This window comes from Hydrobacter penzbergensis, assembly GCF_900106985.1.
Lineage (GTDB): Bacteria > Bacteroidota > Bacteroidia > Chitinophagales > Chitinophagaceae > Sediminibacterium > Sediminibacterium magnilacihabitans.
In genome coordinates this window covers 1-14,173 of sequence record NZ_FNNO01000019.1, presented here as the reverse complement: position 1 = coordinate 14,173, position 14,173 = coordinate 1, and the positions used below count along the sequence as shown (strand labels likewise).

12 protein-coding genes are annotated in these 14,173 nt (G+C 46.7%); 8 read left to right on the top strand and 4 right to left on the bottom strand.

Translation table 11 applies throughout. The features are described 5' to 3' along the window. Positions 1-90 precede the first annotated feature (90 nt). On the top strand, positions 91-1,641 hold the full coding sequence (locus BLU98_RS15630; RefSeq protein ID WP_092726559.1) for a sigma 54-interacting transcriptional regulator: 1,551 nt from the start codon (positions 91-93) through the stop codon (positions 1,639-1,641). Positions 1,642-1,655: 14 nt separating this feature from the next. Here BLU98_RS15630 and BLU98_RS15625 read toward each other — a convergent pair whose 3' ends face one another. From BLU98_RS15625 to glmM, 3 genes are all read right to left on the bottom strand, one after another. After that, entirely contained in the window at positions 1,656-2,219 is a 564-nt protein-coding gene (locus BLU98_RS15625) for a hypothetical protein (RefSeq protein WP_139173977.1), read from the bottom strand. A 65-nt stretch (positions 2,220-2,284) separates the two neighbouring features. Further along, complete coding sequence (locus BLU98_RS15620; protein WP_092726555.1) at positions 2,285-3,412, bottom strand: cysteine desulfurase family protein; 1,128 nt, start codon at positions 3,410-3,412, stop codon at positions 2,285-2,287. A 151-nt stretch (positions 3,413-3,563) separates the two neighbouring features. Continuing rightward, positions 3,564-4,943 (bottom strand): phosphoglucosamine mutase, encoded by a 1,380-nt coding sequence (gene glmM, locus BLU98_RS15615; protein ID WP_092726554.1) that lies wholly within the window; start codon positions 4,941-4,943, stop codon positions 3,564-3,566. Positions 4,944-5,027: 84 nt separating this feature from the next. Here glmM and BLU98_RS15610 point away from each other — a divergent pair, with 84 nt between their 5' ends. From BLU98_RS15610 to BLU98_RS15595, 4 genes are read left to right on the top strand one after another with little or no spacing between them, the layout of a single operon-like run. Then, positions 5,028-5,771, top strand: a complete 744-nt coding sequence (locus BLU98_RS15610) for a class I SAM-dependent methyltransferase (RefSeq protein ID WP_092726552.1) — start codon at positions 5,028-5,030, stop codon at positions 5,769-5,771. A gap of 18 nt (positions 5,772-5,789) precedes the next feature. Then, positions 5,790-6,428, top strand: coding sequence for a phosphatase PAP2 family protein (locus tag BLU98_RS15605; RefSeq protein WP_092726550.1), 639 nt, complete (start codon positions 5,790-5,792; stop codon positions 6,426-6,428). Then, positions 6,425-8,086, top strand: coding sequence for an ArnT family glycosyltransferase (locus BLU98_RS15600; protein WP_092726548.1), 1,662 nt, complete (start codon positions 6,425-6,427; stop codon positions 8,084-8,086). Before BLU98_RS15605 ends, BLU98_RS15600 begins: the two co-directional genes overlap by 4 nt. 16 nt (positions 8,087-8,102) lie before the next feature. Next, positions 8,103-9,398, top strand: coding sequence for a hemolysin family protein (locus BLU98_RS15595; RefSeq protein WP_092726545.1), 1,296 nt, complete (start codon positions 8,103-8,105; stop codon positions 9,396-9,398). 5 nt (positions 9,399-9,403) lie between these two features. Here BLU98_RS15595 and BLU98_RS15590 read toward each other — a convergent pair whose 3' ends face one another. Further along, on the bottom strand, positions 9,404-9,892 hold the full coding sequence (locus BLU98_RS15590) for a DUF6702 family protein (RefSeq protein WP_092726542.1): 489 nt from the start codon (positions 9,890-9,892) through the stop codon (positions 9,404-9,406). A gap of 53 nt (positions 9,893-9,945) precedes the next feature. Between BLU98_RS15590 and BLU98_RS15585 the strand changes: the two genes are divergently transcribed. From BLU98_RS15585 to BLU98_RS15575, 3 genes are all read left to right on the top strand, one after another. Continuing rightward, entirely contained in the window at positions 9,946-10,527 is a 582-nt protein-coding gene (locus tag BLU98_RS15585) for a HupE/UreJ family protein (protein ID WP_092726539.1), read from the top strand. A 20-nt stretch (positions 10,528-10,547) separates the two neighbouring features. Then, positions 10,548-12,932 carry a M1 family metallopeptidase gene (locus BLU98_RS15580; protein ID WP_092726537.1) on the top strand — a complete coding sequence of 795 codons (2,385 nt, stop codon included), beginning with the start codon at positions 10,548-10,550 and terminating at the stop codon, positions 12,930-12,932. Between the two features lie 79 nt (positions 12,933-13,011). Beyond that, entirely contained in the window at positions 13,012-13,848 is an 837-nt protein-coding gene (locus BLU98_RS15575; RefSeq protein WP_092726535.1) for an alpha/beta hydrolase, read from the top strand. Positions 13,849-14,173: the final 325 nt, after the last annotated feature.

The window sequence follows — 14,173 nt, the reverse complement described above, 5'->3', positions numbered from 1 at the left end:
TCCCGAGCGCAGCCGAGGGATCTCACTGAACACTCAGCAGATCCTTCGACTCGCTTCGCTCGCTCAGGATGACGATAGGAAAAACAGACCATGAACATCCAGCATATTAAAACACTCGGTGAATTAAAAAAATCCGGGTATCAGCCAAGATCAATCAAAGAAGAAGTCCGCAGCAACCTGATAGAAAAGATCAGGAACAAAGAAAACCCTTTCACAGGTATTATGGGATATGAAGACACTGTGATACCCGACACAGAAAGGGCGCTGTTGAGCAAGCACAATATCCTTTTCCTGGGTCTCCGGGGACAGGCCAAAACCCGTATGGCCCGGCAAATGGTGGATCTTTTAGACGAATACATCCCGGTGATCGCAGGAAGTGAAGTGAACGATGACCCGCTGAATCCTTTGAGCAAATTCGGAAGGGATATGGTGGTCGAGCATGGCGATGAAACGCCTGTGCAGTGGCTGCACAGGAGTGACCGATACGGAGAAAAGCTGGCCACACCCGATGTAAGTGTGGCCGACCTGATCGGCGATATCGATCCCATCAAAGCCGCCAACCTGAAGTTGAGCTTTGCAGATGAAAAAGTGATCCATTACGGCATCATCCCCCGCAGCAACCGCGGCATTTTTGTGATCAACGAATTGCCCGACTTGCAGGCGCGCATACAAGTTTCGCTGTTCAATATTTTGCAGGAAGGAGATATACAAATACGCGGTTTCAAACTGCGCATGCCCCTGGATATTTTATTTGTGTTCACTGCCAACCCCGAAGATTATACCAACAGGGGAAGCATTGTAACACCACTGAAAGACCGGATAGAAAGCCAGATACTCACGCATTATCCGAAAGACATAGAAACGGCGCTGATGATCACCGAACAGGAAGCAGATGTGCCACAGGTACAAAAAGAGATTGTACAAGTGAGTGAGCTGATAAAAAGACTCATCGAACAAGTGGCATTTGAAGCGAGGGTAAATGAATATGTAGATAAGAAAAGCGGTGTGAGCGCCCGCCTCAGCATCGCTGCCTATGAAAATGCAATCAGCAGCGCAGAAAGAAGGTCCATCCTGTTCCGCGAAAAACATACACAGGTATGGATCAGCGATTTAACAGGGATCATCCCCGCCATCACCGGTAAAATAGAACTGGTGTACGAAGGCGAACAGGAAGGCCCTTACCAGGTGGCCCTGAACCTGCTCGACAAATCGATCCGTACTGTTTTCTCACAATATTTTCCCAATCCCGATCAGCTCAAGAAAAAAAGAAATACCGGCAAACGTTCTACAGAAGAAAAAGAACCGGAGAACCCGTACAGAGCCATCACCCGCTGGTTCGATGCAGGCAATCACCTCGACCTGCTGCTCGATATGAAAGACGAAGAGCGTGTGGCTAAGCTTTACCAGGTAAGCGGACTACACGCGGTGGTTAAAAAATATTACCCGCAAGCCAACGAGCAGGAAACGACTTTGTTGATGGAATTGCTGTTGCACGGTCTCGCCGCTTATTCCATGCTCAGCAAAAAAATGATCGGCGCAAGGATCGAATTCAAAGACCTGATGGGCAGCATGATGAACCTGAACCAGCTGGAACTCGGCGAAGAAACCGATGAACCGGATGGAGATGATTACCAGTCATAGTAAATTGCTCGCGATCAGATCCTGATACCAAATGATACGCCGCCGTATAGGAATACAGAAGAGTTGGGTGTTTTCACGGGACTTAAAAATACACGCGAAGTGAAACCTCTTTTGAGCGGCTGGTACCTGTATCCCAGCGTGGCATGCCAGATCATGTCATCCGGACGATCAGGTGCAGTTGCAGGCGTTGATTCATCTTTCTCTGTAACAGCCGGATTGGAAGACATGTTACCCAGGAAAGTCATGCCGGCGCCCAGTTCAAAATAATTGCCTTCTTTACCCATGAGGTAATTCAGCTCTAACGGAAAAGTAAGGTGTGGCTTGGTTTCTGTGAGTATATCTGATACAGGTTTAGATAGCAGGATAGTGCCCAGCCCGGCTCTGAAACCAAAACCTTTTTCGCCAGTGAAACGCCGGTCGTAATTGACGGAAATAATTCCTCCGGGACCGCCAACATCGCCATAGATATTCAACGCGGGCCCTGCGACGGGAAGAGCCGACTGTTTGATTTGAGCACTGGCAGTAGTATAAAAGATGAGCAAGCAGCATGCCCATAAAAGGTTTAGCCTTGTTCTCATAGTACTTGTTTCTGTATCTATGATACGGGCCTAAAAGTGTGTGTTGCCTGTAAAGAAAAATCTTGTCAGATCATGTCCTTCAGTTTCTCTACCACCGCATCGATCTCGGCCTTTGTATTGTTTTTGCTGAAGGAGAAGCGAACAGTAACCTGGTTGGGATTGTGGTTGATGGCGCGGATCACATGTGAGCCTTGATCGGCCCCGCTGGTGCAGGCGCTGCCACCGCTGGCGCATATATTGTTGATGTCGAGGTTGAACAGGATCATCTCGCTTTTTTCTGTCTTGGGAAAACTTACACTCAATACCGTATAAAGACTGCGACCCAAAGGATCACCATTGAAAGAAATACCCTTGATGTGTTTTTTCAACTGTTCCATCAGGTACACTTTCAATCCTTTAATATAACTGCTGTCTTGCTCATAATGAGTCGTAGCCAGCTCCAGCGCTTTGGCGAAACCAACGATGCCGTATAAATTTTCAGTACCGGCACGCATATTCCTTTCCTGGCTGCCACCATGTACAAAGGGTTTGATCTTTACATTCTCATTAATATACAGCAGCCCTACGCCTTTGGGGCCGTGGAACTTATGACCGGCGCCGGTAATGAAATGCACGGGTGTATTGCGCAGGTCGAAGGGGAAATGCCCAACGGTCTGCACGGTATCGCTGTGAAAAATGGCTCCGTATAATTTACACAATTCTCCTACGGCGTGTATGTCGAGCATATTGCCGATCTCGTTGTTCGCATGCATCAGCGTAACCAGGCATTTTTCTTCGCTTTCGGCCAGGATATGCTCCAGGTCTTCCATGTCTATATGTCCGTTCGGCAACAGTTTTACATAGCTCAACGCTGCTTCGCCATTATGATACAAATATTCCACCGTATGCGTGGTGGCATGGTGTTCAATAACAGAAGAGATGATATGCTTGCAGCCCAGGTCGCGCACGGCGGCTGTAATGGCCGTATTGCTGCTCTCGGTACCGCCGCTGGTAAAGAATATTTCTGCAGGATGTGCATTTAGCGTCTTGGCCACCGATTTCCGTGCATTCTCTACTGCCAGCCGGCTTTCGCGCCCATAGCTGTAAATAGAAGAGGGATTGCCGAAATGTGTAGTAAGATAAGGCATCATAGCCTCCAGCACCTGCGGGTCTAATGCAGTAGTGGCTGCATTGTCGAAATAAATTCTTTCCATAGCACTGCAAAAGTAAACAATTTGATCGTCACCCTGAGCGAGCAAAGCGAGTCGAAGGGGCTGCTGAACATTCGGGCAGATCCCTCGGCTGCGCCCTTCGACTCGCTTTGCTCGCTCAGGGTGACGACCTCGGGATGACGTTCTAAGAGGGTTACATGACTTCTTTGATATCTTTCATCAGCTTGGTCGCCACATTGGCTGCCGTAGTCTCGAAGTTGCTCTCTGCATAGATGCGGATAATGGGCTCTGTATTGCTGGAACGCAGGTGCACCCAGTCGCTCTCAAACTCGATCTTGAGACCGTCTTCCGTATTGATGGGATGCGATTTGTATTTCTTCTTGATGTGATCGAATATCTTTTTCAGGTCGAACCCATCGTGCAATTCGATCTTGTTCTTGCTCATGAAATAATTGGGATAAGTATTGCGCAACTGCTTGGCCGATTTTTTCTCCTTGGCCAGGTGGGTGAGAAACAGTGCAATGCCAATTAATGCATCCCTTCCGTAATGCAGGTCGGGAACAATAATGCCGCCATTGCCTTCACCGCCAATCACGGCATGAACGGCTTTCATCTTGTTCACCACATTCACTTCACCTACTGCGCTGGGCGTATACGTGCCGCCATGTTTGATCGTCACATCTTTCAGGGCGCGGGTAGAAGACATATTGCTCACGGTATTACCTTTCCGCTGCGACAACACATAATCGGCCACGGCCACCAGGGTATATTCTTCGCCAAAAAGACTGCCATCTTCACAAACAAAGCAAAGCCTGTCAACATCAGGGTCTACCGCAATGCCCAGGTCGGCTTGCTGCTTGTTCACTTCATTGCAAAGCTCTGTAAGGTGTTCGGGCAGCGGCTCCGGGTTGTGGGCGAACTTACCGTTCACTTCCGCATTTAAAACAGTGATATCCTTCACACCCAATGCTTTGAGCAGTTCCGGAACGGCAAAAGCGCCGCTGCTGTTGATGGCATCCAGCACTATTTTGAACTTTGCTTTTTTGATGGTTGCTGCATCTACTAACGGGTAGTTCACAACAGCATCGATATGCTGTTGCAAAGCAGTATTGTTTACCGTGTAACTGCCCAGTTTATCAACTGGTGCAAACGTATAGTTATCTTTCGATGCAATGTCCAGCACTTTGGCCCCGTCTTCACCACTGATGAATTCACCTTTCTCGTTCAGCAATTTCAACGCATTCCATTCTTTGGGATTATGACTGGCTGTTAGAATAATGCCGCCAGCAGCTTTTTCAAATACCACCGCCATCTCAACGGTAGGCGTGGTGCTCAGTCCAAGATCCACCACATCAATGCCCAATGCGTTCAAAGTGCTGATGACGAGACGTTGCACCATTTCACCACTGATCCTTCCATCGCGCCCCAACACCACTTTCCTGTTTTTGGAATGCTGCATCAGCCAGGTGCCATAGGCGGCAGTGAAACGAACAACATCCAGGGGACTCAGGGTATCGCCGGGTTTGCCTCCAATCGTTCCGCGGATACCGGAAATACTTTTGATCAATGCCATGTAGGTGGGTTTAGATGGACTGCAAACATAATTGAAAATTTTTGTTTGCCCTGCGGATGTAATTTTGTGGCATAAAGGACAGACATGCCGGATAAGTCGTGGTATAAAGATTGGTTCAATTCACATTATTATCATTTGTTGTATCAGCACAGGGATGAGGAAGAAGCCATGGCATTCATCCAGACCCTGATCAGTTACCTGCAGCCTCCCTGCGGTTGCAGGATGCTGGACGTGGCTTGTGGAAAAGGCAGGCACAGCAAAGCATTGGCCGATATGGGGTTTGATGTTACGGGCATTGATCTTTCGGAAGCTTCTATCGCAGAAGCCAAAGCAGATGAAGACGATAACCTGCATTTTTACCAGCATGATATGCGCCTGCCGTTCTGGATCAACTATTTCGATTATGCATTCAATTTCTTTACCAGCTTTGGTTATTTCAGAACCCGGCGCGAACACGATAATGCCATCCGCACCATTGCACAGAGTCTGCAACACCAGGGATTGTTCGTAATCGACTACCTGAACGTGCATTATGTGGAAGACAGGCTGCAGCAATCTTTCATTACCACTATTGAAGATGTGGCATTCCATATTACCAAATGGCAGGACGAAGAACATTTTTTCAAGCAGATACAGATCACCGACGATTCCAATAAAACACCCAAACACCTGTACACCGAAAGGGTAGCTAAGTTTTCGCTGGGCGATTTTACCGATATGCTTTCTTACCAGAACATGCAGGTGCAGGAAGTGTTTGGCGATTACCAGTTGGGGCATTATGATGTACGCACTTCGCCAAGGATGATCATCGTGGCGAAGAAGAAATAGTCCTAACTTTACATCACTATGTTGCACGACCTATTGTTGCTCAGTACTTTTCAAAAAATATGGCAGCAACTCAATCAATGGGATACGGAGTTGTTCCTCCAAATCAATACCCGCTGGACCAATGGTTTTCTGGACAGCGTTTTCCCCTGGTGGCGTGATGCCAATACCTGGATACCCCTGTATCTTTTCCTTATCGTGTTTGCATTGATGAACTTCAAACAAAAAGCATTGCCCTGGATACTTTTTGCGGTGATCACAGTGGTGCTGACCGACCAGGTAAGCAGTACACTGCTCAAAAACTGGGTGGCGAGGCCCAGACCCTGCCAGGAAGGTGCTTTACTGGGACAAATGCGGTTATTATTGAGTGGTTGCTCCGGAGGATATAGCTTTACTTCTTCGCATGCGACCAACCATTTTGGGTTTGCTATGTATGTGTGCATGACCCTTAACCCAATTTTGAAAAAATGGGGCAAAGTGTTTTTCATTTGGGCGGCCACCATTAGTTACGGGCAGGTATATGTGGGCGTACATTATCCCATTGATGTGCTGTGCGGAGGCTTGCTCGGGTGTGGCCTCGGCTATATGACCGCCAGGTTTTTCAATAAATATTTCGGCCTCCCTTCTTTCGATGAAAACCAACCCACTGCTGTAATATGATCACCAATCGAACCGTATTTTTTGTGCTGGTTTCCTGCTTGCTGGTATACCTGCTGGGTATGTTCCGTATACCACTGATGGATATTGATGCCGCACAATATGCTTCTATCAGCAGGGAAATGCTGGAAAATAAAAGCTACCTACAGGTCTATGACCTGGGTAAAGATTATCTCGATAAACCGCCCATGTTGTTCTGGCTCTCGGCATTGAGCATGAAAATATTCGGCGTGCATGACTGGGCTTACCGCATACCTTCTTTTTTATTTGCGCTGCTGGCAGTATATGCTACTTACCGGCTGGCATTGCTGTTCTATAACCAAACCATCGCCCGCCTCGCTGCAATGGTACTGGCTACTTCACAGGCCATGTTCCTCATCATGCACGATGTGCGTTGCGATACCATGTTGATGGGTTGGGTAGCGCTCAGCCTCTGGCAACTGGCCGAATGGTATCAAAAGTCAGCATGGAAAAATTTGTTGCTGGCCTTTGCAGCCATTGCAGGCGGTATGATGACGAAAGGGCCTATTGCATTGATGGTGCCGGTTTTTGCGTTTGCTCCGCATATCGTATTACGCCGCGATTGGAAGCAGTGTTTCCGGTGGGAATACCTGGTAGGGCTTTTACTGACAGCCTTGCTGCTCATACCTATGAGTATTGGCCTGTACCAGCAGTACGACCTGCATCCTGGCAAGCTGATCAATGGCGTACCCATTCAGTCGGGTTTGCGCTTTTACTACTGGACACAAAGTTTTGGCCGGTATACGGGCGAAAATTATTACCACGAGATGGGACATTTTACCTTCCTGCTCGAAAACATGCTCTGGAGTTTCCTGCCATGGATACTTTGCTTCCTGGCAGGACTGTTCTTTGCAGTGAAGGATATCATTATTAAGAAGTTCAGGCTGCCATCAAATGAAGAGTGGATCAGTACAGGCGGCTTTATTGTTACGTATTGTGTACTGGCCAGGAGCCAGGCACAATTGCCACATTACATATTCATTGTATTCCCGCTGGCAGCCATAATAACAGCAAAGTTTCTCTATCGTGTTTTTTATACAGATGAATTGTTGCGATGGAGGAAACCAATATTAATAGTTCATGCAGTGATCTTTTTATTGTTGTGGATAGCAGTATTTGCATTAATGAAATTTCCTTTCCCTGGCCTGTCCTGGTATGTAGCGCCACTGGCAATACTTGGCTTGCTCCGGTGCATCCAACTATTGTTTTCAAAAACTACCGGCACAGTGCCATTTATCAGGGCGGCATTGTTCACCGTAATAGGTGTAAATTTTTTCCTGAACAGTTTTTTCTACCCCAACCTGCTCAAATACCAGTTGGGAAATACAGCGGCAGCGGTTATAGATCAACAGCAACTGGATAAATCAAAATTGGTACAGTATCATATAGATCTGAGTCGTGCATTGAGTTTTTATGCACAGTACATCATACCATTTAAAGAACAAGGGGCGCTAACAAAAGATGATATCGTGATCACGAAACAGGAAAACCTTCCATTGTTGCAACAGCATTTCCCCGGAATGAAAACAGTGTATGAAGGCGAATATTACGGAGTATCCATGTTAAGCCTTCCATTTCTCAACCCGGCAACAAGAAGCAAAGAAGTAACGAAGTATGCCATTGTAAAGCTGGGAGGGTAATATATAAACAGGAATCATGACAGAAATATTCATTATACTGGGATTGATCATTGTGAACGGGCTTTTCTCCATGGCCGAAATAGCACTGGTGTCGGCGCGAAAAGCCAGGCTCGAATCGCAGGCGGCCAAAGGCGATACAGATGCTAAACGCGCGCTGGAAATGTCGGGCCATCCCGATAGGTTTCTTTCAACGGTTCAAATAGGCATTACAGTGATCAGTGTCCTGACAGGTATCTATTCAGGCGATAATTTCAAGAAACCACTGGAAAGCTGGTTGCAACAGTTTGATTTCATTAATCCTTATAGTAATACAGTAGCTACCATTTTGATTGTGGTAATCATCACTTATTTCACACTGGTGTTAGGTGAACTGGTTCCCAAAAGGATCGGGCTAAGCAGCCCGGAAACGATTGCCAAAATGATGGCCGGCCCCATGCGCCTGGTGTATTGGCTTACATTCCCCTTCATTTGGTTGTTGAATAAGTCTTCATTGCTCATTATACGCCTGTTGAAAATTAAAGAAGATGATTCGCAGGTAACGGAAGAAGAGATCAAAGCTATCATCAATGAAGGAACCGAACAGGGAACCATTGAAGAAGCAGAGCAGGAGATCATAGAACGGGTGTTCCATCTCAGCGACCGCAACCTCACTTCACTCATGACGCATCGCAGCGATATCGTATGGATAGATGTAAAAAAAACAGTAGGAGAGGTAAGGAAAGAATTTGCAGATAAGTTGCATTCGGTATACCCGGTTTGTGAAGGTAATATTGATCGCATAGAAGGGGTGATCACGATCAAGGAATTGTTCTCGGCAGCAGCAGACATAGAAGTGAAGGCCCTGATGAAGGAAGCCATGTATGTGCCCGAAAGCAATACGGCATACCAGGTGCTGGAAAGATTCAAACAAACCAAAACCCATCACTGTTTTATTGTGAATGAATACGGATCGGTAGAAGGCCTGGTTACATTGAATGATATACTGGAAGCCATTGTAGGGGATATACCGCAGGAGGAGGATGAAAACTATGAGATCACACAACGCGCCGATGGCTCTTTCCTGGTAGACGCACAAATACCTTTCTATGATTTCTTAGCCAGGTTCGACAAAGAAGAATGGATGATGGAAGGAGACCAGGGATTTGATACCCTGGCAGGGTTCATCATTCATAAACTCGAAAAAATACCCGTCACCGGCGATACATTTGAGTGGAAGATATTCCGTTTCGAGATCATAGACATGGATCACCACCGTATTGATAAAGTACTGGTAACGATGATAGAAGCGGAAATGGACTTGGATAATTTCTGATCAAATCAGAAATCAAAACTGGTTGTCGTTGCAGGATTATCCAGCTTATAGCTTTTTTCTGTTTTGTTGCTTCTCACATGAAAGATATTCATCTGCCCCGATTCAAAATCGTAGAGCAGGCTGCAATTGACTTCTACTTTTTTAAAAGGTGCTACTTTTTGTACTTCAAAATAACTCCACACACTTTCCCGCTGTATTTCATACCCCAGGTAGTGCAATACCACAGACTGGTTATTAATTTTTAATTTCAATTTTTGATTGACATACGCCGCCAGCTGCTTTTCTACAAAAGCTTTATCTGCCGGGTGGGTAAGATCGATCTTGCTTTTGGAAAAATGTTCCAGCGTTTTCTCGAGGTCATCGGTGAAGATGCGCACGCTGATCTCTGCCGTAGCCGCTTTGGCATTGTGGTTGATATCGATCATCGACACGAAAAGGGGATGAAGCACCGCCAGCAGACCCGTTGCCATCCATTGAACCAGTATATTTGCCATTCAACATTATTTTTTCATCCAAACCCAGTCCATCACTAATTTAATCGCTGCACATGAACGAGTTCGGATTATATTTTAAGATCGGTTATCAGCACATCGCAGACCTCAAAGGGCTCGATCACATCCTGTTTATCATGGCGCTTTGCCTGCGGTATCAATTTGCCGACTGGACAAAGATACTGATACTGGTAACAGCCTTTACCATCGGTCATTCTATTACCCTGGCCCTGAGCGTGCTGGATGTGGTGCGTTATTCGGCTCACTGGATAGAATTCCTCATCCCCTGCACCATTGTTATTACAGCTATCAGTAATTTGTTTGTGAAGAAATTCAGTTTCAGATCAAGATTTCCCATCATATACTTTTTTGCGCTGTTCTTTGGCCTGATCCACGGACTGGGCTTCAGCAATTACCTTAAAAGCTTGCTGGGAAAGGATCACAGCGTGGTGCTGCAACTGCTGGCCTTTAATGTAGGACTGGAAGTGGGGCAGTTGGTCATTGTGCTCGCAGTGTTATTGATTTCGTTTATTTTCGTAACCATTTTTCGTTTCAGCAGGCGCGAATACCTCTTATATGTATCGGGGGGCATTTTTGCACTGGCCCTGCAAATGGCATTACAAAGAGTACCTTTTTGAACAACTAATAAACTATAGTAATGAGAAAGATTACATCGATGATGATTTTGGCTTGTGCCTGCCTCACGCTGCACGCGCAAAACATCATGAACAACCCCGGCTCCAATCACGGTAACAAATTCGAGCAGTTGGGAACCATTCTCCCTACGGCCAATGAATACCGCACGGCAAGCGGAGCGCCCGGTCCCAAGTACTGGCAGCAACGAGCCGACTACAACATCAAATGCGAACTGGATGAAGCCAATCTCACACTGAAAGGAATAGAGACCATTACCTACTACAATAATTCACCTGATGTGCTCACTTATCTCTGGTTTCAACTCGATGAAAATGAGCATAGCAGTATTGATAATGCCAGCTACCAGGAGTCCAGCACGCTGGGCAAGCAGGTGTCGCTGTCAATGGTAGACAAACTGCTGGAGAACAAAACAGACAACGGAAACGGAGATAAGATTACCAAACTCACCGATGCAAACGGTAAGGCATTGAAATATACCATCAATAAAACCATGATGCGTGTTGACCTGCCTGCGCCGCTCAAACCAGGACAGCAGTTTGTACTCAACATCAACTGGCATTATAAAATAACCAACCGCATGACCGTTGGTGGAAGGGGCGGTTATGAATATTTCCCCGAAGACGGCAACTATCTCTTCACCATGAGCCAATGGTATCCCCGCCTTTGTGTGTACAGTGATTTCCAGGGCTGGCAGAACCACCAGTTCACCGGTCGCGGAGAATTTGCGCTCACATTTGGTAATTTCAGCGTACAAATGACCGTACCTGCAGATCACGTGGTGATGGCAACCGGACAATGCCAGAATTATGCACAGGTATTGTCGCCCGCGCAACTCAACAGGTGGAACCAGGCACAGAATGCCAAAGAACCGGTGGAAGTGGTAACACTGGATGAAGCGAAAAAAGCAGAGCAACAAAAAAGTACCCAAAAGAAAACCTGGATATTCAAAGCAGAGAACGTGCGTGATTTTGCCTGGGGCTCCAGCCGCAAATTTATTTGGGATGCGGTGCCTGCTTATGTAGAAGGAAAGAAAGTGATGTGTATGAGTGCGTATGGCAAGGAAGCATATGGATTGTACCGCAAATTCTCTTCCAAAACGGTAGCACACACCATCAAGTCTTATTCTAAATTCTCCATTCCCTATCCTTACCCTGTGGCACAGAGTATAGAAGCGGCCAACGGTATGGAATATCCCATGATCTGCTTCAACTACGGGCGTACCGATAAAGACGGTACGTACACTGAGTCTGCCAAGAATGGTATGCTGGGTGTGATCATCCACGAAGTGGGGCATAATTTCTTCCCCATGATCGTGAACAGCGATGAACGCCAGTGGACCTGGATGGACGAAGGATTGAACAGCTTTGTAGAATACCTGACAGAAGAATTGTACGACAATAAATTTCCTTCACGCAAAGGCGCGGCCTGGACCATTGTGGATTATATGAAGCTGCCCAAAGACCAGTTGGAACCCATCATGACCAACAGTGAGAACATTGTGCGGTTCGGTCCCAATGCCTATACCAAGCCCGCTACCGGCCTGAATATCCTCCGCGAAACCATCATGGGCCGCGAATTGTTCGACTATTCCTTCAAAGAATATGCAAGGCGCTGGGCTTTCAAACATCCCACCCCGGCCGATCTGTTCCGCACCATGGAAGATGCGAGCGGTGAAGACCTCGATTGGTTCTGGAGAGGATGGTTCTATGGCATCGAACCTTGCGATATTGCCATAGACAGCGTAAAGCACGCAGTGTACGACCCCAATGGAGCGTATATAGCAGGCAATGACAACAGGATGATGGGAATGCAGCGCGGCAATGGTATTGATAAGCCTGCTGTGAATGCATTCGAGGACATATCCAAGATACGCAACAGGGAGAATAAGAATATTATTTTCCTAACAGATGCAGATACAACGCTGCGCGATTTTTACTGGCGTTATGATCGTGGTATTGAACCCTACGACTCTACTTTTAAAGTAGCGGCACAACAGCCCGCAGCGGCCGAACCGTTGGCCGATGCAGAAAAAGCGAAATACCAGGGTATTCATTTGTATGAAGTATCTTTCTCCAACAAAGGCGGACTGGTGATGCCCATTATTGTGGAGTTCACTTTTGAAGACGGAACGAAAGAAACGGAGAAGATACCTGCACAGATCTGGCGCAAGAATGAAAACAATGTGAGCAAAGTATTCCTCACCAAAAAGAAAGCCGTTCATATCCAGCTGGATCCCATGAAGGAAACAGCAGATATTGATGAGAGCAACAACAGCTGGCCAGCTAATGAAGCGCCCAGCAAGTTCTCGCTCTTTAAGATGAGGGCGGCCATGCGCGGACAATCACAGGGACAGAACCCGATGCAGCATGCTGCACAGAAGAAATAATGCTTAACCCGATGGATAGAAAACCACCCGCGTGTAAAGCAAGGGTGGTTTTTTATTTCGTCAATTCAACGGATATACAATGAAAAGAACAGCCATTTTTTTGATGGGCATATTGTTTGCCCTGGCTGCCGGGGCAGCCGTGACCGATACGGTAAAAGTGTACAGTAACAGTATGCACAAGGATATTAAAGTCGTAATCGTCAGGCCCGCAGCGTATGACCAGGATATGCAAAGGCATTTCCCGGTGGTGTATTTATTGCATGGATACAGCGGCAATTACGCTTCCTGGCTCAAAGACGCCCCGCAGTTGCCCGCAAAGGCCGATGAGCTGAATATGATATTGATTTGTCCGGATGGCGGCTATAACAGCTGGTATTTCGATAGTCCGGTTGATAGCACCGTTCGTTATGAAACTTTTGTTACCAGTGAATTGATGACCTATATCGACGGCAACTACCGCACAGTGGCTGACCGCCATTGCCGCGCCATTGCGGGACTGAGCATGGGCGGACACGGCGCTTTTTACCTGGGTATGCGGCACAAAGATTTGTTTGGCGCTGCGGGCAGTATGGCCGGTGGGGTAGACATCAGGCCCTTTCCCCGCAATTGGGATATGGTGCGGGTGTTGGGCGATACTTTGCTGCACAAGGATAACTGGGAGCGCAATACAGTAATCAATATAGCAAGTGGATTGAAGAACGGAGAGTTGAAGCTGGTGATGGCTTGCGGGGTAGGAGATTTCTTCTTACAGGTGAACCGGGATCTGCACAGGAAGCTGCTGGAGATGAAGATAGACCATGATTACACGGAAAGACCGGGCGCGCACAACAGGGATTTTTGGGGCAATAGCGTTGATTACCAATTGCTGTTTTTCAAAAAATATTTTGAAAACTTTCAAGAAAAGATTGGTGGGTAATGATCCACTCCCTATCTTCGCCGCCCGTTCGATAAAAAACGGTATAGTTCATTGAGGATCAGTTAGAATTGCAGAAAAAAAGAAAACAAATTTGAATAAAATTTGGAAGTGCAATTAAACTGTATATCTTTGCAACCCGTTTGTAAAAAAAGCGGGCTGGTTCTTAGAGGTTTGGGGGAGGAAAAAAGTAAAAAAAGAGTGAGATAGATTTGGAGGGAATGGGAGGAATTGCTACTTTTGCACCCCGGTTAAAAACGACGTAAAGCCCTGCGGGGTTTAAGTATACGGAAGGTCTTTGAAAATTTGGAAACAACAGCAGCAAGAA

Excerpts from the sequence above, each read along its gene's own strand:
- BLU98_RS15595 (WP_092726545.1), top strand. The coding sequence starts at position 8,103 with ATGACAGAAATATTCATTATACTGGGATTGATCATTGTGAACGGGCTT.
- BLU98_RS15630 (WP_092726559.1), top strand. The coding sequence starts at position 91 with ATGAACATCCAGCATATTAAAACACTCGGTGAATTAAAAAAATCCGGG.
- BLU98_RS15585 (WP_092726539.1), top strand. The coding sequence starts at position 9,946 with ATGAACGAGTTCGGATTATATTTTAAGATCGGTTATCAGCACATCGCA.
- BLU98_RS15590 (WP_092726542.1), bottom strand. The coding sequence starts at position 9,892 with ATGGCAAATATACTGGTTCAATGGATGGCAACGGGTCTGCTGGCGGTG.
- BLU98_RS15610 (WP_092726552.1), top strand. The coding sequence starts at position 5,028 with ATGCCGGATAAGTCGTGGTATAAAGATTGGTTCAATTCACATTATTAT.
- BLU98_RS15620 (WP_092726555.1), bottom strand. The coding sequence starts at position 3,412 with ATGGAAAGAATTTATTTCGACAATGCAGCCACTACTGCATTAGACCCG.
- glmM (WP_092726554.1), bottom strand. The coding sequence starts at position 4,943 with ATGGCATTGATCAAAAGTATTTCCGGTATCCGCGGAACGATTGGAGGC.
- BLU98_RS15600 (WP_092726548.1), top strand. The coding sequence starts at position 6,425 with ATGATCACCAATCGAACCGTATTTTTTGTGCTGGTTTCCTGCTTGCTG.
- BLU98_RS15580 (WP_092726537.1), top strand. The coding sequence starts at position 10,548 with ATGAGAAAGATTACATCGATGATGATTTTGGCTTGTGCCTGCCTCACG.
- BLU98_RS15625 (WP_139173977.1), bottom strand. The coding sequence starts at position 2,219 with ATGAGAACAAGGCTAAACCTTTTATGGGCATGCTGCTTGCTCATCTTT.
- BLU98_RS15605 (WP_092726550.1), top strand. The coding sequence starts at position 5,790 with ATGTTGCACGACCTATTGTTGCTCAGTACTTTTCAAAAAATATGGCAG.
- BLU98_RS15575 (WP_092726535.1), top strand. The coding sequence starts at position 13,012 with ATGAAAAGAACAGCCATTTTTTTGATGGGCATATTGTTTGCCCTGGCT.